Raw genomic sequence first — 16,837 nt, forward strand, 5'->3', positions numbered from 1 at the left:
CAGCTCGGTCATGCGGTCTAGCTAGGCTTTCGTCCCCGCCTTCGCCATAGGTGAGCCATGAGCAATTCCAACGAACCGAAATGGGCCGAGGGACTGGTCAAGCCGCCGGCGTGGCGCAGCGACGGAACCGAGGTTCTGTTCGACAGCCCGTGGCTGAGCCTGACCCGGCATCCGGCGACGGCGCCGACGGGGCATGCAGCCGACTACGCCGTCGTGCGGTTCAAGAACGTCGGGACCGGCGTGCTGCCGGTGCATGACGACGGGACGGTGGTGCTGGTGGGCCAGCAGCGGTTCGCCCTGGCCAACTATTCCTGGGAAATGCCCGAGGGCGGGGCGCCCCTGGACGAGGATCCGTTCGACGGGGTCCGGCGCGAACTGGCCGAAGAGGCGGGGCTGGAGGCCGCGCACTGGGCGCCGGCCCTGACGGTCGAGATGTCCAATTCCATCACCGACGAGATCGGCAAGACCTGGATCGCCTGGGGCCTGAGCCCTGCGCCGGTCGCGCCGGACCCGACGGAGATCATCGCCGTGGTCCGGGTGCCCTTCCTGGATCTGCTCGACGAGATCGGGCGCGGGACGGTGCGCGACAGTCTGACGGTGGCGACGGCGTACAAGGCCTATCATATGGCGCAGAATGGAGCCCTGCCTCCGGCGCTGGCGCAGGCCATGCTGGGGCGGGTATGATGTCGCCGAAGGAGCCCGGCATGGCCAAGCTTGAAGTCGTTGCGGAAACCGACAGCGTGTGGCGCCAGCTGCGCGCCTCGGCCGAGGCCGCCGCGCGCGAGGAGCCCCAGCTGGGCTCGCAGATGAATGCGGTCATCCTGTCGCACGACGACCTGGCCGGCGCGCTCAGCTTCCAGATCGCGCGCAAGCTGGCCGACGGGGAAATGAGCGCCATGTCGGTGCGCGAGGTCTGCCTGTCGGCCTTCGTCGCCGATCCGGCCATGGTCGCGGCGGCGGAAGCCGATCTGCAGGCGGTGGCCGAGCGCGACCCGGCGATCCGCAACCTGTTGCAGCCCTTCCTGTATTTCAAAGGCTTCCAGGCGCTGCAGGGGTGGCGCGTGGCCCATTGGCTGTGGGGGCAGGGGCGCGAGACCCTGGCCTTCCATTTCCAGAGCCGAATCTCCGAACTGTTCCAGCTGGACATCCATCCGGCCGCGCGGCTGGGCAAGGGGCTGTTCCTGGACCACGGCACCGGCATCGTCATCGGCGAGACGGCGGTGGTCGGCGACGATGTGTCCATGCTGCACAATGTCACCCTGGGCGGCACGGGGGCCGAACGCGGCGACCGCCATCCCAAGATCGGCAAGGGGGTGCTGCTGGGCGCCGGGGCCAAGGTGCTGGGCAATATCCACGTCGGCGACTACGCCAAGGTGGCCTCGGGCTCGGTGGTGCTGAAGGATGTGCCGTCGGGCTGCACCGTGGCCGGGGTGCCGGCGCGGCTGGTCAACTGCCCCACCGGGGCCGAGCCGGCGCGGACCATGGACCATACGCTGGCGGACGTGGTGTACGACTTCGTGATCTGACGGGTTTCCCTCAACGCCCGACTTCTCTAGGGTCCGCCGCCAACCCAAGACCATGAGGCCCCCCGTGAAAGACACCGACCTGAAGCGTATCGAGGCCCACCTCAAGCGCACCTTCAACACCGGCGGCATCATCGTGAAGGCCCGTCCCAAGCAGAACGACTCGGCCGAAGTCTATGTCGGCGACGAGTTCATCGGCATCGTCTTCGAGGACGAGGACGAGGAAGGCTCGTTCATGTTCGAAATGGCGATCCTGGCCGAAGACCTGCCGGACTAGGGGTTTGATCCCCTCCGGGAATCGCCCTGCGTCAAGTTGCGCGGGGCGATCTTGAGAACGTTCTCAAAAATGGCTTGACGGGCCGCCGCGTCCCGTCCCTAATCCGCGCCGAAGGGCGGCGGATCGATCGCTCGGGAGCAGACGCGCAGGGTGAAGGGTCGGAATGTCGCCATTCCGTCGCGCCTGTCCGCCTGTCTTCCGATCCGTCAGACGCACGCCTCCTGGTTCATCCTGCGAGGAAATCCGATGCGCACGACTGTGTCCCTGATGGTTCTGGCCCTGGCCATGAGCGGCGGCGCCCCCGCCCTGGCCCAGACGGCCGCGGTTCCCGAGGCGGCGCGGGCCCATCCCGCCCTCTGGCCCCAGGCCGCGACCCCGGCCGCGATCAGCGACGCGCGCACCGAGGCCTTCGTCACCGAGCTGATGGCGAAGATGACGCTGGAGGAGAAGGTCGGGCAACTGATCCAGGCCGATATCGGCTCGATCACGCCGGACGACCTGAAGACCTATCCGTTGGGCTCGATCCTGGCGGGCGGCAGCTCGGGTCCGTGGGGCGACGACAAGGCGACGGCGCAGAAGCGGCTGGACCTGGCCCGCGCCTTCCGGGCCGCCAACGAAGCGCGCGGGGGGACGGTGATCCCGCTGATCTACGGCATCGACGCGGTGCACGGGCACAACAACGTCCCCGGCGCGACCATCTTCCCGCACAATATCGGCCTGGGCGCCGCGCGTGACCCGGACCTGATCCGGCGGATCGGGGCGGCGACGGCGCTGGAGGTTGCGGTGACGGGGGCGGAATGGACCTTCGGCCCGACCCTGGCCGTGCCGCGCGACGACCGCTGGGGCCGGTCCTATGAGGGATACGCCGAGGATCCGGAGGTCCAGCGGTCCTACGCCGGGCCGATGACCCTGGGGCTCCAGGGCGAGCTGCAGCCGGGGCGGCCCTTGGCGCCCGGCCATATCGCCGGATCGGCGAAACACTTCCTGGCCGACGGCGGCACCTTCGAGGGCGAGGACCAGGGCGACTTCCGGGGCACGGAGCAGGAGCTGATCGACGTCCACCTGGGCGGCTATGTCCAGGCGATCGACGCGGGCGTGCTGTCGATCATGGCCAGTTTCTCGGGCTGGAACGGCTACAAGCACTCGGGCAACCCGACTTTGCTGACCGACGTGCTGCGCGGGCCCCTGGGGTTCAAGGGCTTCGTGGTGTCCGACTGGAACGCCCACGGGCAACTGCCGGGCTGCACCAATGAGAGCTGCGCCCTGGCCGTCAACGCCGGCATCGACATGCTGATGGCGCCCGATAGCTGGAAGCCGCTGTACGCCTCGACCCTGGCCCAGGCCAAGTCGGGCGAGATCCCGGCGGCGCGGGTGGACGAGGCGGTGCGCCGCATCCTGGTCGCCAAGGTCAAGACCGGCCTGTTTGAGCCGACCCGGCCGATGGAGGGCCGGTTCGAGGAACTGGCCTCGCCGGCGCACCGGGCCCTGGCGCGCGAGGCGGTGCGCAAGTCGCTGGTGCTGCTGAAGAACGACGGCGTCCTGCCGGTCCGCGCCAATGCGCGGGTCCTGGTGGCGGGGACGGCGGCCGACGACATCGGCCAGGCCTCCGGCGGCTGGACCCTGAGCTGGCAGGGGACGGGCAATTCCAACGCCGACTTCCCCCAGGGCCAGTCGATCTGGGGCGGGATCGAAGAGGCCGTGAAGGCGGGGGGCGGGAGCGCGACCCTGAGCGCGGACGGGAGCTTCACCCAGAAACCGGACGTGGCCATCGTCGTCTTCGGCGAGACCCCCTATGCCGAGTTCCAGGGCGACGTGGACAATCTGGATTACGTGCCCAGCGCGCCGCTGGAGACGCTGAAGCGCCTCAAGGCCGCTGGGATTCCGACCGTGTCGGTCTTCCTGTCGGGGCGGCCGATGTGGACCAATCCGGAGATCAACGCCTCGGACGCCTTGGTGGCCGCCTGGCTGCCGGGGACCGAGGGCGGCGGGGTGGTCGACATCCTGGTGGGCGGGGCGGACGGCAAGCCGCGCCATGACTTCACCGGCAAGCTGTCGTTCAGCTGGCCCAAGGATGCGACGGGGACGCCGCTGAACCACGGCCAGCCCGGCTATGACCCGCAGTTCGCCTATGGCTACGGCCTCAGCTACGCCGCGCCGGCGACGGTGGGAATGCTGTCGGAGGAGAGCGGGGTCTCGGCCCAGGCGACCAATCTGGATCGGTATTTCGTCGATGGGCGGTTCGTCTCGCCCTGGAGCCTGCTGCTGAACGACGCCGGGGGACAGACCCGGCCCGGCACGGCCAAGACGGCCTCCAGCCCGCGCGCCGGCGTCGCCTCGCGCCCGGTCGACGACCTGGCCCAGGAAAGCGGCCAGCAGTTCGCCTTTGCGGGGACGGGAGCGGCCAGCGTCGAAATCTGGGGCACGCCTGTCGATCTGACGCGTCAGGCCAATGGCGCCGTGGCTCTGGGCTTCCGCTACCGGGTGGACGCTGCGCCGAGCGCGCCGGTGGCCTTCAAGCTGGGCGGCGGAGCCATCGACCTGACCGGCCTGCTGCGTTCGGCCCCGGTGGGCCAGTGGCGCGAGGCCCGTATCCCCCTGACCTGTTTCCGCACCGACGGCGGGGATCTGTCGAAGGTCGAGGTTCCATTCCACATGGCGACCAGCGGGACGCTGACGGTGTCGGTGTCCGAGATCAAGCTGGACTCCAGCCAGACCGAGACGCGCTGCCCGGCATAAGGGGCTATGAACACCCTAAGCGGAAGCGCTGAGCTTCCGCTTAGGGTGGGAAGCAGACGCTAGCGAACTTCCCATCGAGCAAAGGCGTAGTAGCTATCGCCAGCCGGGGGAAAACTACCATCGGTGCCCTGCGCGGTCGCCCTGAGCTGAACGCGTGTTGCCCATGCGCCGAACGAAGAACCCGGTTCCGACTCGGCGACAAGACTGCACGCCGTCGTCACGCCACCTTCACCGAGGTCGCATTTCAACAGCGCCCATCCCTTGCCGATCCCATCGATGGGCATCGTCGTCATTAGGCTTTGCGGCACTTGCCTCCGGAGCTCGGCAGGGCACCAAAGCCGAGATCCTGTCGTTAGGTCACGCTCGGATAGTTCACAGACGGCAGGTTCAGGCCGCGCTGCGGTAGGCGGTTCCGATTGATAAACAGCGAACAACATCGTGGCGATGATCATCAGCTCTCCTAGGTTCAATCCGCCAACGTCCGCAATGGGTCGAACTGTGACCTGGGGTGCGGTCCGGAAAGCGGACAGGGGTTCGCCAGGCCTGTATTCGTCGAGGAGGGCCCCCGAGCGCCTCCGCTCGCGACCGGAAGGCTTGCGTTCAGGCCGGCGTTTGCAGCGGGTCGAGCGGGAAGGCGACTTCGACGATCAGCCCGTCGGTCGCCCACTGGCGGGTCAGGGCGCCGCCCAGCTGACGGACCACGCTGGCCTTCAGGGAGGATCCGAAGCCTTCCCGGGTCGGCGGAACAACCGTGGGGCCGCCGGTTTCGCGCCACTGGAGCGTCACCTGACCCTCCTTCAGCGTCCAGGTCACCGAGACACGGCCGCCGCCATTGCTGCAGGCTCCGTATTTGTTGGCGTTGGTCGCCAGTTCGTGGAGCAGCATGCTGAGGGGCTGGACCTGTTCGGGCGAAAGCCCGATCTCGGGGCCGTGGGTGTCCACGGTGTCCCTGGGGCAAAGGGCTTCCAGCTCTTCCCTGACCACATCCTCCAGCCGGCCGCCCTCCCAACGCCGACTGGCCAGGGAGGTCTGAGCGCGCGCGAGGGCGCCGATCCGCCCGGCGAGGACGTCCTTGTAGGTCGCGACGTCGTCGGCGCGGGTCCGTCGCGTGAGCGACTGGACGATCGAGAGAACATTGCGCGCCCTGTGATCGACCTCGTTCATCAGCAGCTGGCGGGCCTCCTCGTTGCGCTTCTCCTCACTGATGTCGCGCGCTTCGATGACGGTGCCGATGACCTTCGCCTCGCTGTCGTAGATCGGGCTGGCCGTGAAGGCGACAGGGTAGAAGGAGCCGTCCTTATGAACAAAGACCTCCTCGCCCTGCGTCCCGGCCTGTTCCGGAAAGGCGCGGTCGATGGCGCACTCCGAGAGAGGAAAGGGCGAGCCGTCGGGATAGGTGTGATGAATCACGTCGTGGAGGGGGCGTCCGGTCGTTTCTGCGAAAGCAAAGCCCGTGAGTTTCTCCGCCGCCCTGTTCATGAATACACAGTGCTGGCGTTCGTCCATGAGGAAGACGGCCATGGTCGTGTTGCTCAATATGACATCAAGCCGGGTGGCTGTTTCTCGCAGCGCGGCCTCAACACGTCGATAATCCGTCGTATCCTTGATGGCGGCATAGAAGACCGCGTCATCGCCGTCGTCAAAGAGTTGAAGCTTGACGGACACATTGTATGTGCTGCCGTCCTTGCGTTGGTGGAGGGTGTCGAAGTCAAGTCTGTCGACCTCGCCAGATTGGAGGGGTTTGATCAGTCTCAGGAAATCGGCACGACTGATGTTCGGCTTCAGATCCCAGGGTGTCAGCCGTGAGAGTTCTTCGGAATTATAGCCGAGATTGTCGCGGGCGCCCCTGTTGACGAGTCGAAAGTAGAAGTCGGGCTCGCCGAATATATAGACTTCGCTCGCAGCTTCTTCGACGATGCGCCCGAGGCGCTCGCTGGTCACACCGATAGATTTATTCATGACCAAATCTGCTTCCGACGGGCGCATGACCGTAGATAGTCGCTCGACCCGTGGCAATGGGCTGATGCGACCAGCAATGGTCAAGCTTTCGTCTGAAGCCGGTGATCAGGAGGGAAGAAGTAAACTCTTCTGCGAGAACCGATATTTCCGAACGACGGCGACCCGCCGCCTCACTCCGCGTCGGCGAATGAAGGTCAGGGTGTCTTTCCCGCCCTAAACCGAGAGGGGGGACGCGATCACTCGCTGCGTTCCAGCCCGGCGATAGCCTCAGAGATGTCGTCGGCCTTTTTCTTCAGCACCGCCTGAGCGTCGTAGAGGGCGCGGTTGTAGAAGAAGGGCCCGATCTCGGAACTGAGAAAGTCGATCAGCATCTGGGCCTGAAGGTCGCGCAGTTCGACGTCCAGTTCGTCCCGAAAATAGGGTCGCAGCTTCGCCGCTATCGCGGCGGTTTCCTCCCGACTGAAGTTGATCGGCTTCATCACGCCACCTCGGCGAGCGCCTCTTCCGCCGCGACCCAGGCCACCTCGGCGGCGTCCAGGTCGGCTTGCGTCTTTGCGCGGGCGCGGGTCAGGCCTTCCAGGGCCTTGGGGTTGTTGACGGCGGCGTTGGCCATATCGTCGTCGATGCGGGCGATCTCGGCGGTCAGGCGGGCCATGGTCTCTTCGGCCTTCTTGACCGCGTGACGCAGGGTCGAGGGCGAAGGGCCGGATTTGCGGTCGTTCTTCTTGCCCTTGTTGTTCTGGGCGGCGGGAGCGGCGGCGGCCTCTTCCTTCTTGATCTGGCTGGGCTTGGCGATGGCCTGTTTGGCGCGGTCCAGCACGAACCTGGCGTAGTCGTCCATGTCGCCGTCGAAGGGTTTCACCGTGCCGTCGGCGGCCAGCCACAGCCGGTCGGCCACCATCTCCATCAGCGAACGGTCGTGGGTGATCAGGATGACGGCGCCGGAATAGTCGTTCAGGGCGTCCAGCAGGGCGCGGCGGCTGTCGATATCCAGGTGGTTGGTCGGTTCGTCGAGGATCAGGACGTGGGGCGCATCCATAGCCACCATGTTCAGTAGCAGGCGGGCGCGCTCGCCGCCCGACAGGCTGTCGACCGTGGTCTCCTGTTTTTCATAGCCCAGGCCGAACTGGGCCAGTTTGGAGCGGCGGGCGCTTTCGGGGGCGTCCGGCATGGCGCGGCGGATGATCTCCAGCGGCGTGTCGGTGGGGTCCATCGCCTCGATCTGATGCTGGTGGAACCAGCCCACGCGCATCTTGCGGTCGCGGTGCAGTTCGCCCTCGGACACGTCGAGGGCGCCGGCGATCATCTTGGCGAAGGTGGACTTGCCGGCGCCGTTGACGCCCAGCAGACCGATACGGTCGTCCAGGTCCATCCGCAGGTTCAGATTGCGCAGGATCGGCTTGCCGACGTCATAGCCGACATTGGCCCGCTCCAGCCGGATCAGCGGCGGGGCCAGGGGGCGCGGCGGCGAGGGCAGGGTGAAGGGGGCGACGCGCTCCTCGATGGTGGTGGCCACGGGCTGCATCTTCTCCAGCCGCTTCATCCGCGACTGGGCCTGGGCGGCCTTGGAGGCCTTGGCCTTGAACCGGTCGACGAAGGCCTGGAGGTGGGCGCGTTCGGCGTCCTGCTTGGCCTTGGCCGACAGCTGCAGCCGGGCCTTTTCGGCGCGAGCCTTTTCGAAGGCGTCGTAGTTCCCGGTGTAGAGGGTCAGGGTGTGGTTCGCGAGGTGCAGGATATGGGTGCAGACCTCGTTCAGCATCTCGCGGTCGTGGGAGATGATCAGGGCCGTGTGCGGGTATTTCTTCAGCCGCGCCTCAAGCCACAGGGCGCCTTCCAGGTCGAGGTAGTTGGTCGGTTCGTCGAGCAGCAGCATGTCCGGCTCGGCGAACAGGGCGGCGGCCAGGGCGACGCGCATCCGCCAGCCGCCCGAGAACTCGGACATGGGCCGGGCCTGGTTCTCCTGGTCGAAGCCCAGGCCGACCAGGATTTCGGCGGCGCGCGCGGGGGCGGCGTCGGCGTCGATCTCGATCAGGCGGGCCCAGATCTCGCCCATCTCTTCGGGGGGCGCCGTCTCCAGCCGGCCCAGCAGGGTGTGGCGTTCGACGTCGGCCTCAAGAATGGTGTCGATGACGCTGACGGGGGTGGCCGGGTGCTCCTGGTCGACCGAGCCGATGCGGGCGGTCTTGGGCAGGCTGATCTCGTCGCCGTTGGCGTTCAACTCGCCCAGGATCAGCTTGAACAGGGTGGACTTGCCGATGCCGTTGCGGCCCACCAGGCCGACCTTGGCGCCGGGCGGCAGGCTGACGGAGGCGTCCACGAGGAATTTGCGGCCCCAGGCGTTGAAGGTCAGGTCGGTGATCTGGAGCATGGGAGGCGCAATGGACTTTCTGACCGGTCATCTCTATATGACCAGTCATGACGTATGATCTTGTTAGCGGCGAGGTCGTCATAACGGCCACGGAGTTCAAGGCCAAGTGCCTGGACCTGCTGGATCGCGTGAACTCGGGCGAGATCCGCAGGGTTCGCATCACCAAGCGCGGCAAGGAGGTGGCGGTGGTCGCCGGTTCCGCTGCGCCAGAGGATAGAGGCGACTTCATCGGCTGGCAGGCTGGAAGCGTCGATCTGCCGGACGATCTGGACATCGATGGTCCAATCTATGACCCCGAAGTGGATGGCGTCTGTGATCCGATGAGCGGTCTGCGTTGAGCTTGAAGCCGACAAGGGCCGTGGGGCGAGGGCTGGGGGCTCTGTCCAAGGCGGGGCAGTCCAAAGCGGCGATACTGTTGGACACCAACGCGATCATTCGGGCGCAACTGGATCGCGATTTGCGACCTGAGGCCCGTGCCGCGATACAGGCCGCGCAGGCCGAAGACGGAATCCTCGTGTCGGTGGTCTCCGCTTGGGAGATCGGTCTGCTTGCGCGAAATCGGCAAAGCCCGACGGGACGACTGTTTCAACCCGACGCCGCGACATGGTTCGACAATGTCCTGAGCGCGCCGGGCGTCTGGATGGCTCCGATGAACCACCAGATTGCGTTTGCCGCGTGGAACCTCCCGGAGCCGATCCACGGCGATCCAGCGGATCGACTGATGATCGCTATCGCTCGCGAACTTGACGTACCGTTGATCACCCGCGACCGCGCCATCCTCGACTATGCCGCCGCCGGTCACGTGCGCGCCATCGCCTGCTGATAAGACGGGCTTGGCGCGGGGGCGGGGCGTCGCTATAAGCCCGCGACCTTATTCTCCCTAACAAGAAGTCAACTCCCATGACCGAACGCACCTTCTCGATCATCAAGCCCGACGCGACCCGCCGCAACCTGACCGGCGCGATCAACGCCGTGATCGAAGGCGCCGGCCTGCGCATCGTGGCCCAGCGTCGCGTCAAGCTGTCGACCGACCAGGCCAAGAAGTTCTACGAAGTCCACGCCGAGCGTCCGTTCTACGGCGAGCTGGTCGAGCAGATGACCGCCGAGCCGGTCGTCGTCCAGGTGCTGGAAGGCGAGAATGCCGTGGCCGCCTATCGTGAAATCATGGGCGCCACCAACCCGGAACAGGCCGCCGAAGGCACGATCCGCAAACTGTTCGCCCTGTCGATCGGCGAGAATTCGGTCCACGGTTCGGACAGCCAGGACAACGCCAAGATCGAGATCGCCCAGTTCTTCACCGACGACCAGATCGTCGGCTAAGGCGCTCAAGTCGCGAGGGACCGCGTCCCGACCTAGCGCAAAGTCGGCGCTCAAGTCGCGTTCCGCAGCTCGCAACAGCGACTGAGACATTAAGGCCCGCGTCCGGAACCGGACGCGGGCCTTTTCGTTGGGTCAGTCTCGTCTCAGTCCCCCCGGAGTAGCCTTATGAAAACCCTGCTGAAACTGACCCCCGTCATCGGCGCCGTGGCCTTACTGGCCGCCTGTGGCCAGACCATGGAACAACGCGCCGCCACCGGCGCCCTGGGTGGCGCTGTCGCCGGCCAGGTCGTTGGCGGCAACACCGGTTCGACCGTGGCGGGCGCCGCGATCGGCGCTGTCGCCGGTGCAGCGACCACGCCGAAGTAAGACCTTCAGCCCTGTGCTGAAAAAGCCCAACGGCTGAAAAAGAAAGGCCCGGAGCGATGCTCCGGGCCTTTTCCGTTCGGGCTGCGTGACCGCTTACCAGATGCGGGCGCGGGCCTCGGGGGCGATGTAGGCCTTCTGGTCGGGCGAGACGCCGAAGGCGGCGTACCAGGCGTCGATGTTGCGCGGCGAGGTGGCGGCGCGGACCGAGCCCGGCGAGTGCGGATCGGTGGTCAGCTGTTCCTTCAGCGCCGCCTCGCGCGACTTCTCGCGCCAGACCTGGGCCCAGCCCAGGAAGACGCGCTGGTCGCCCGACAGGCCGTCGATCACCGGAGCCGGCTGGCCGTTCAGCGACTTGTGGTAGGCGTCCAGCGCTAGCAGCAGGCCGCCCAGGTCGGCGATGTTCTCGCCCATGGTCAGGTCGCCGTTGACGTGAACGCCGGGCAGGGGCTCCAGGCTGTTGTAGATGTCGCCCAGAACCTTGGCCCGCGCCTCGAAACGGGCGGCGTCTTCCGGCGTCCACCAGTCGCGCAGCACGCCGTCGCCGTCGGACTTGCGGCCCTGGTCGTCAAAGCCGTGGGTGATCTCGTGGCCGATGACCGCGCCGATGCCGCCGTAGTTGACGGCCGGGTCCGCGTTCGGATCGAAGAAGGGCGCCTGCAGGATGGCGGCCGGGAAGACGATCTCGTTGCGCGGCGGGTTGTAGTAGGCGTTCACCGTCTGGGGCGTCATACCCCATTCCAGCGGATCGACCGGCTTGCCGATCTTGCCGCGCTGATACGCCCATTCGAACGCCGAGGAGCGTTCGACATTGCCGTACAGGTCGCCGGCGGTCAGTTCGAGACCGTCATACGACCGCCACTTGTCCGGATAGCCGATCTTCACCCCGAACTTGGACATCTTGTAGAGGGCCTGTTCGCGGGTCGCCTCGCTCATCCAGTCGAGCGTCTTCAGCCGTTCGGTCATGGCCGCGCGGATATTGTCGACCAGGGTCTCCATCTGGGCCTTGGACGAGGCGGGGAAGTGCAGGCGGACATATTCCTGGGCCAGGACTTCGCCCAACTGGCCGTCGACCAGGGCCACGCCGCGGTTCCAGCGGGGACGGTTCTCGGGCTGGCCGCGCAGGGTCTTGCCGCGGAAGTCGAAGCGGGCGTCGACGAAGGCCTTGGACAGATAGGGGCTGGCCTGATCGACGATCTGGGTCGCCTCCCACGCCTTCAGGGTCTCGATCGGGGTTTCGGCGAAGACCTGGGCGATGCCCGGGAAGGCCGTGTTCTCCATCAGCACCAGGGTGTCGAGGTTCCCCACCTGAGCGCCGTCGAGGAAGGCCGTCCAATCGAAGCCGGGAGCGAACGTCGCCAAGTCAGCGACTTTGGTGGGGTTGTAGAGCTTGTCGATCTGGCGACGCTCGACCGTGGTCCAGTGTTTCTCGGCGACCTTGGTCTCGAAGGCCAGGATGTCGGCGGCGCTCTGGGCCGGATTGGTCCAGCCGATGGCCGTCAGGGTCTGGGTCAGATAGGCCAGATAGGCCTCGCGCTGGGCGGCGAAGTCCGGCTTCAGATAATAGTCGCGGTCGGGGAGACCGAGCCCGCCCTGGGCCAGATAGGCCGAGTTGATGTTCGGGTTCTGAAGGTCCTCGAAGACCGCGACGCCGAACAGGGAGCCGCCGAAGCCGGAATGGCTGGCGCCCATCAGGCGGGCCATGGCGGCGTGGTCGGTCACGGCCTTCACGGCGGCGAGGTCGGCGGCCATGGGCGCGGCGCCCAGCTGTTCGACGCGGGCCTCGTCCATGAAGCTGGCGTAGAGGGCGCCGACCTTCTGGGCGTTGGCGTTGACCGGATTGGCGGCGCTGGCCTCGATGATCGAGCGGAGCTGGGCCTGGGCGTTCTCATAGAGGACGTCGAAGGGACCGAACCGGGCCTTGTCGGCGGGGATCTCGGTGGTGCGGAGATAGGTTCCGTTGGCGTATTCGTTGAAGTCGTCGCCCGGCTTGACGCTGGTGTCGCGGCCGGCGAGGTCAAAGCCCCAGGCGCCGAAGGGGGCGGGGGCGCCGTGCGCGTCGTGCGAATGGTCCTGGGCCGAGGCGCCGCCGGTCAGGGCGACGACGATACAGGCCGAGCAGGCGGCCATAAGGCGAATACGATTCATGAAGGATAGGGTCCCGATTTTTGTCGGCCGCACCTTTGCGCCGGTGCGGCGGCCTGTCGCATGAAGTTTTCGTAATCCGGCGAGAGGTGGTTCTCGGTGGATGCGGTCAGCGGCCCACGCCTGAACCTCATCGCCTTCCCTGGAAGTCGTCCATCGAATGATAGACGCCCAGCCAGCGCCCGCCGATCAGGTCGAACCATCGTACCGGCAGAAGACCGCGGACCAGGGGCAAAAGGTTCACAATCCACGGCAGTCGCAGAACGATCCTGTCCGTCTTGATCGCCGCGACGATCCGATCGACGACCTTGTCGGGTCTGAGGATGGGGATGACGGGCGAACGCACGCCCTGGAACATGCCGGTGTCGATGTAATAGGGCATGACGGTCGTGACCTTCACGCCGGTCGCCTCTTGCTCCATTTCGATGCGCAGGGAATCGGACCAGCCGATCACGGCCCATTTGCTGGCGCAGTAGACCGACATTTTGGGGTTGGAAACCAGGCCGGCTGCGGAGGCGATGTTGACGATATGGCCGCCGCCCCGGGCGATCATGCCGGGCAGGACGGCGTGCGCCACATACATCGGCGCCAGCGCGTTCACATCCATGGTTCGCGCGATGTCGTCGGGGCTGTGGGCGACGAAGGGCCGACCGGTCACCACGCCGGCGTTGTTCACCAGTATGTCCACTTTGATCGCGGCCTCGTTCATCTCTTGAACCGTGGCGCGGATACGTTCGGGGTCGGCCAGATCGACCAGATAGGTCGACACGGCGACGCCGTCCCCGGCCAAGTCGTGGGCCAGTCGCTCCATGGCCTCCGCCTGGATATCCCAGAGGACCAGATGCGCGGCGCCCTCAGCGACGAACCTCCGCGCCATCAGCGCGCCGATCCCGGACGCCCCGCCGGTGATCAGAACCGTCTTGCCGCCAATCCTGCTCATGAGAGTCCATCCGTGTCCGCAGTACTCAAGAACTGGAGTATTTGCTCTCATTTGACAAGACTGGTAGTCGAGGAAGCCCTTCGCTCCGTCGTCGCCGAATGAGGCCGGGCGAAGTCCAAGTCACAGGGAGACCCATGGCCGCCAACCCGACGGATGCTCAGGACGGTCCCGGGCCCACCGGAAGCGGGCCTGTGCGGCGGCCGCCGGTCCAGGATCGCGGCCGTCGGCGGGTTGAGCAGATCCTCGACGCCGCCGCCGAAGTGATCGGCGAAATGGGCGTGGACAACGCCACGACCAATATGATCGCTGCGCGGGCCAGTACGTCGGTCGGGGTGCTCTATCGCTTCTTCCCCCACAAGCGCGCGATCATCGAGATGCTGGCGATGCGCTATGTGCACGAGACGGAACAGATTCTGAGCCGTCAGGAGCAGGCGGGCATTGCGGTTTGGCCCCTGCGTCAGGCGGTCGAATGGGTCCTGCATGCGCTGACGGACTTTCATCAGGCCCATCCCGCCTATCAACACGTCTATCGGGCCGTGCGCGGCTCCAGCAGTCCGGAAAGCATCGCATTGCTCGATCACACCCGGGTCGTCGTCGATCGCTTGCTGGCGCTCCGCGCACGGCATGTCCTGCCCCAGGACCGCGAATGGCACGCCACCACAGTGGTCGAGGCGGCGCATGCCCTGGTGGTTCAGGCCTGCGCTCTGACGCCTGACAAACGCGCGCGGCTTATCGAGGAAACCGCCCTGATGCTGACCCGGTACCTGACGCCGGATTATGCGCCTTCGGACCGGGCCTGACGGCGCAGCATGGAGAGGTTCAGGCCCGCGCCAAACCCTTGCAGAAGCTCGTCAGCACCTGCGGATACAACCCATGTTCCCCCGTCTTCACCCGCTCGGCCAAGGCGGCGGGCGTGTCGTCGCCCAGGATCGGCACACGGGCCTGGCCCAGGATCGGACCTTCGTCCACGCCTTCGGTGACCAGATGAATGGTGCAGCCGGCCTCGGCGTCGCCGGCGGCGATGGCGCGGGCGTGAGTGTCGAGGCCGGGATAGAGGGGCAGCAGGCTGGGGTGGATGTTCAGCATCCGGCCCTCCCATGCGCGCACCAGCCACGGCGTCAGGATCCGCATATAGCCGGCCAGGGCGACCACCTCGACGCCGGTCGCGCGCAGGGCCTCGTCAACCGCCCGCTCATGGGCCTCGCGGTCCTTGCCGAACGGCTTGTGGGGGATGGAGACGGTCGCGACGCCCTTGGCCGAGGCGATGGCCAGGCCGCCCGCGTCTTCGATGTTGGACAGGACCAGGGCGACCTCATAGCCGCTGTCGGCGGCCTGACCGGCGTCGATCAGGGCGGCCATGTTGGAGCCGGTCCCGGAGATCAGGACGGCGACGCGGACGGGAGAAACGGCTCGGGACGACATGGCCGCCCCCATGGCGGGGCGGGCGACGCTTGGCAAGGATCAAACGCGATCCGCTCTTGTTGTCCGCCGTGTTCGGACGTTACCGTGTAACGTCGCCCATCCGACGAGGGGTCCTGAGGGGCGGCGGGTACAGGGGATTATCGCATGAAGAGACTGATCTGCCTCGCGGCCATGGCTGCGATGCTGGGCGCGCCCGCAGCGTCCTTCGCTCAGGAGAGCGGTTCGAACAGCGGCGCCAGCGGCGGCGCGATGCGCTCGGCGACCGACCGGTTCCGCAACGCCAACGCCGACGCCATCGAAAAGGACTGGGCGCGCGCGCCGGTCAAGGAGGCCGAGGTCACGACGGCCCATTCGGTCAACGCCCATGGCAAGACCCTGCGGTATCACGCGACGGCGGGGACGCTGACGATCCGCGACGACGCGGGCATGCCGACGGCCAGCCTGTTCTATACCGCCTATACGCTGGACGGTCAGCCGGTGGGGACGCGGCCGGTGACCTATCTGTACAACGGCGGGCCGGGCTCGCCGACGGTGTGGCTGCACATGGGCTCGTTCGGGCCGATGCGGGTCCAGACCGACGAGCCGACGGTGGTGCGGCCCGCGCCCTTCGCCTTTGGTCCCAACGATATGACCCTGCTGGACCAGACGGATCTGGTCTTCATCGACATGGTGGGGGCGGGCTTCTCGCGGCCGCTGGGCGAGACGGCGGGTTCGGCCTTCTGGGGCGTGGATCAGGACGCCGACGCCTTCGCCCGCGCCATCATGCGCTACACGACCAAGTTCAGCCGCTGGTCCAGCCCGAAATACATCATCGGCGAATCCTACGGCACCCTGCGCACCGGCGCCGTGGCCTTCCAGCTGGAAGACCGGGGCATGTCGCTGAATGGGGTGGTGCTGCTGTCCTCGATCATGAACTACGGTGTGCGTCAGCCGGGCTATCCGCAGAATTTCGTCACCCTGCTGCCGACCTATGCGGCGACGGCCTGGTATCACCGCAAGCTGGCCCATCCGGCGGCGACGGTGGAGGAACAGGTGCAGCGGGCGCGCGACTTCGCGCTCGGACCCTACGCCTCGGCCCTGGCCAAGGGGCATATGATCTCGGACGCCGAGCGCGCCGACATCGTGCGTCAGATGAGCGAACTGACCGGCCTGTCGCCCAATTTCATCGACAACGCCAATCTGCGGGTCGAGCTGAGCAGCTTCCGCAAGGAACTGCTGCGTGACCGGCGCCAGACCATCGGGCGACTGGACACCCGCTATCTGGGTCTGGACGACGACGCCTCTGGGGATTCGCCCGAGGACGATCCCTCCAGCTCGGCCGTGACGGGGGCCTATTTCGGCATCTTCCGCGACTATGTGGCCAATGAGCTGAAGTACGACACCGACGTCGAATACCGGATGTCGGCGCGGGGCCTGCCGGGCTTCAACTGGAACTGGAACCACCGTCCGCCGGTCGGCGGGCCGCAGACGACACCGAATACGGCGGTCGATCTGGCCACGGCGATGCGGCGCAATCCGTATCTGAAGGTGATGGCGCTGAACGGCTATTACGACGCCGCCACCCCCTTCTTCTCGACCGAGTTCGACCTGGCCCAGATGATGCTGGAGCCCAGCCTGAGGCCGAACCTGGAGTTCACCTATTATGAGGGCGGGCACATGATGTACCTGAGCCACGACGCCCTGGTGAAGCTGCACGCCGACCTGTCGCGCTTCTACAGCGAAACGGCGAACGGCGGGGCGCGCTGATACGCAAGAGGGCCGGAGGCGTCGCCGCCTCCGGCCCT

At 66.6% G+C, this 16,837-nt stretch carries 17 protein-coding genes; 10 read left to right on the top strand and 7 right to left on the bottom strand.

Annotation, left to right across the window (positions count from 1 at the left end; genetic code table 11):
- Positions 1–57: 57 nt before the first annotated feature.
- From ER13_RS06945 to ER13_RS06960, 4 genes are all read left to right on the top strand, one after another.
- Positions 58–684: an NUDIX hydrolase gene (locus tag ER13_RS06945; protein WP_035307876.1), complete on the top strand. Its 627-nt coding sequence runs from the start codon at positions 58–60 to the stop codon at positions 682–684.
- Between the two features lie 20 nt (positions 685–704).
- The gene (gene cysE, locus ER13_RS06950; protein ID WP_035307878.1) at positions 705–1,526 is read left to right on the top strand and encodes a serine O-acetyltransferase; all 822 of its coding nucleotides are present in this window, start codon (positions 705–707) and stop codon (positions 1,524–1,526) included.
- 64 nt (positions 1,527–1,590) lie between these two features.
- Positions 1,591–1,800, top strand: a complete 210-nt coding sequence (locus ER13_RS06955; protein WP_154727061.1) for a DUF3126 family protein — start codon at positions 1,591–1,593, stop codon at positions 1,798–1,800.
- Between the two features lie 246 nt (positions 1,801–2,046).
- Complete coding sequence (locus ER13_RS06960) at positions 2,047–4,536, top strand: exo 1,3/1,4-beta-D-glucan glucohydrolase (protein ID WP_035307901.1); 2,490 nt, start codon at positions 2,047–2,049, stop codon at positions 4,534–4,536.
- A gap of 59 nt (positions 4,537–4,595) precedes the next feature.
- Here ER13_RS06960 and ER13_RS18370 read toward each other — a convergent pair whose 3' ends face one another.
- The 4 genes from ER13_RS18370 to ER13_RS06975 form a co-directional block, all read right to left on the bottom strand.
- Entirely contained in the window at positions 4,596–4,988 is a 393-nt protein-coding gene (locus tag ER13_RS18370; RefSeq protein WP_155988122.1) for a hypothetical protein, read from the bottom strand.
- A gap of 148 nt (positions 4,989–5,136) precedes the next feature.
- Positions 5,137–6,522 (bottom strand): PAS domain S-box protein, encoded by a 1,386-nt coding sequence (locus ER13_RS06965; RefSeq protein ID WP_052004981.1) that lies wholly within the window; start codon positions 6,520–6,522, stop codon positions 5,137–5,139.
- 209 nt (positions 6,523–6,731) lie between these two features.
- The gene (locus tag ER13_RS06970; RefSeq protein WP_035307885.1) at positions 6,732–6,974 is read right to left on the bottom strand and encodes a DUF2164 domain-containing protein; all 243 of its coding nucleotides are present in this window, start codon (positions 6,972–6,974) and stop codon (positions 6,732–6,734) included.
- Entirely contained in the window at positions 6,974–8,863 is a 1,890-nt protein-coding gene (locus ER13_RS06975) for an ABC-F family ATP-binding cassette domain-containing protein (protein WP_035307887.1), read from the bottom strand. Before ER13_RS06975 ends, ER13_RS06970 begins: the two co-directional genes overlap by 1 nt.
- Positions 8,864–8,910: 47 nt before the next feature.
- On the opposite strand from ER13_RS06975, the gene ER13_RS06980 reads away from it, so the two are divergent.
- The 4 genes from ER13_RS06980 (at position 8,911) to ER13_RS06995 (ending at position 10,549) form a co-directional block, all read left to right on the top strand.
- Positions 8,911–9,201, top strand: coding sequence for a type II toxin-antitoxin system Phd/YefM family antitoxin (locus ER13_RS06980; RefSeq protein ID WP_008258831.1), 291 nt, complete (start codon positions 8,911–8,913; stop codon positions 9,199–9,201).
- Positions 9,202–9,278: 77 nt separating this feature from the next.
- Complete coding sequence (locus ER13_RS06985) at positions 9,279–9,686, top strand: type II toxin-antitoxin system VapC family toxin (RefSeq protein WP_008260634.1); 408 nt, start codon at positions 9,279–9,281, stop codon at positions 9,684–9,686.
- A 77-nt stretch (positions 9,687–9,763) separates the two neighbouring features.
- Positions 9,764–10,183, top strand: a complete 420-nt coding sequence (ndk, locus tag ER13_RS06990; protein WP_008262562.1) for a nucleoside-diphosphate kinase — start codon at positions 9,764–9,766, stop codon at positions 10,181–10,183.
- 165 nt (positions 10,184–10,348) lie between these two features.
- On the top strand, positions 10,349–10,549 hold the full coding sequence (locus ER13_RS06995) for a hypothetical protein (RefSeq protein ID WP_008260739.1): 201 nt from the start codon (positions 10,349–10,351) through the stop codon (positions 10,547–10,549).
- Positions 10,550–10,642: 93 nt separating this feature from the next.
- Here ER13_RS06995 and ER13_RS07000 read toward each other — a convergent pair whose 3' ends face one another.
- Positions 10,643–12,694, bottom strand: coding sequence for a M13 family metallopeptidase (locus ER13_RS07000; RefSeq protein ID WP_035307890.1), 2,052 nt, complete (start codon positions 12,692–12,694; stop codon positions 10,643–10,645).
- 127 nt (positions 12,695–12,821) lie between these two features.
- On the bottom strand, positions 12,822–13,631 hold the full coding sequence (locus tag ER13_RS07005; RefSeq protein WP_008264123.1) for an SDR family oxidoreductase: 810 nt from the start codon (positions 13,629–13,631) through the stop codon (positions 12,822–12,824).
- A gap of 134 nt (positions 13,632–13,765) precedes the next feature.
- On the opposite strand from ER13_RS07005, the gene ER13_RS17705 reads away from it, so the two are divergent.
- Complete coding sequence (locus tag ER13_RS17705) at positions 13,766–14,431, top strand: TetR/AcrR family transcriptional regulator (protein WP_050771610.1); 666 nt, start codon at positions 13,766–13,768, stop codon at positions 14,429–14,431.
- Positions 14,432–14,450: 19 nt separating this feature from the next.
- Here the strand turns inward: ER13_RS17705 and purN are convergent, their stop codons facing one another.
- On the bottom strand, positions 14,451–15,053 hold the full coding sequence (purN, locus tag ER13_RS07015) for a phosphoribosylglycinamide formyltransferase (protein ID WP_035307907.1): 603 nt from the start codon (positions 15,051–15,053) through the stop codon (positions 14,451–14,453).
- A 144-nt stretch (positions 15,054–15,197) separates the two neighbouring features.
- Between purN and ER13_RS07020 the strand changes: the two genes are divergently transcribed.
- On the top strand, positions 15,198–16,799 hold the full coding sequence (locus tag ER13_RS07020; protein WP_035307891.1) for a S10 family peptidase: 1,602 nt from the start codon (positions 15,198–15,200) through the stop codon (positions 16,797–16,799).
- Positions 16,800–16,837: the final 38 nt, after the last annotated feature.

The organism is Brevundimonas sp. EAKA (genome assembly GCF_000698025.1).
Lineage (GTDB): Bacteria > Pseudomonadota > Alphaproteobacteria > Caulobacterales > Caulobacteraceae > Brevundimonas > Brevundimonas mediterranea_A.

What these genes read in the sequence shown, in the direction of transcription:
- ER13_RS06945 (WP_035307876.1), top strand. Translation starts at nt 58, where the DNA reads ATGAGCAATTCCAACGAACCGAAATGGGCCGAGGGACTGGTCAAGCCG.
- cysE (WP_035307878.1), top strand. Translation starts at nt 705, where the DNA reads ATGGCCAAGCTTGAAGTCGTTGCGGAAACCGACAGCGTGTGGCGCCAG.
- ER13_RS06960 (WP_035307901.1), top strand. Translation starts at nt 2,047, where the DNA reads ATGCGCACGACTGTGTCCCTGATGGTTCTGGCCCTGGCCATGAGCGGC.
- ER13_RS18370 (WP_155988122.1), bottom strand. Translation starts at nt 4,988, where the DNA reads ATGATCATCGCCACGATGTTGTTCGCTGTTTATCAATCGGAACCGCCT.
- ER13_RS06965 (WP_052004981.1), bottom strand. Translation starts at nt 6,522, where the DNA reads ATGCGCCCGTCGGAAGCAGATTTGGTCATGAATAAATCTATCGGTGTG.
- ER13_RS06970 (WP_035307885.1), bottom strand. Translation starts at nt 6,974, where the DNA reads ATGAAGCCGATCAACTTCAGTCGGGAGGAAACCGCCGCGATAGCGGCG.
- ER13_RS06975 (WP_035307887.1), bottom strand. Translation starts at nt 8,863, where the DNA reads ATGCTCCAGATCACCGACCTGACCTTCAACGCCTGGGGCCGCAAATTC.
- ER13_RS06980 (WP_008258831.1), top strand. Translation starts at nt 8,911, where the DNA reads ATGACGTATGATCTTGTTAGCGGCGAGGTCGTCATAACGGCCACGGAG.
- ndk (WP_008262562.1), top strand. Translation starts at nt 9,764, where the DNA reads ATGACCGAACGCACCTTCTCGATCATCAAGCCCGACGCGACCCGCCGC.
- ER13_RS06995 (WP_008260739.1), top strand. Translation starts at nt 10,349, where the DNA reads ATGAAAACCCTGCTGAAACTGACCCCCGTCATCGGCGCCGTGGCCTTA.
- ER13_RS07000 (WP_035307890.1), bottom strand. Translation starts at nt 12,694, where the DNA reads ATGAATCGTATTCGCCTTATGGCCGCCTGCTCGGCCTGTATCGTCGTC.
- ER13_RS07005 (WP_008264123.1), bottom strand. Translation starts at nt 13,631, where the DNA reads ATGAGCAGGATTGGCGGCAAGACGGTTCTGATCACCGGCGGGGCGTCC.
- ER13_RS17705 (WP_050771610.1), top strand. Translation starts at nt 13,766, where the DNA reads ATGGCCGCCAACCCGACGGATGCTCAGGACGGTCCCGGGCCCACCGGA.
- purN (WP_035307907.1), bottom strand. Translation starts at nt 15,053, where the DNA reads ATGTCGTCCCGAGCCGTTTCTCCCGTCCGCGTCGCCGTCCTGATCTCC.
- ER13_RS07020 (WP_035307891.1), top strand. Translation starts at nt 15,198, where the DNA reads ATGAAGAGACTGATCTGCCTCGCGGCCATGGCTGCGATGCTGGGCGCG.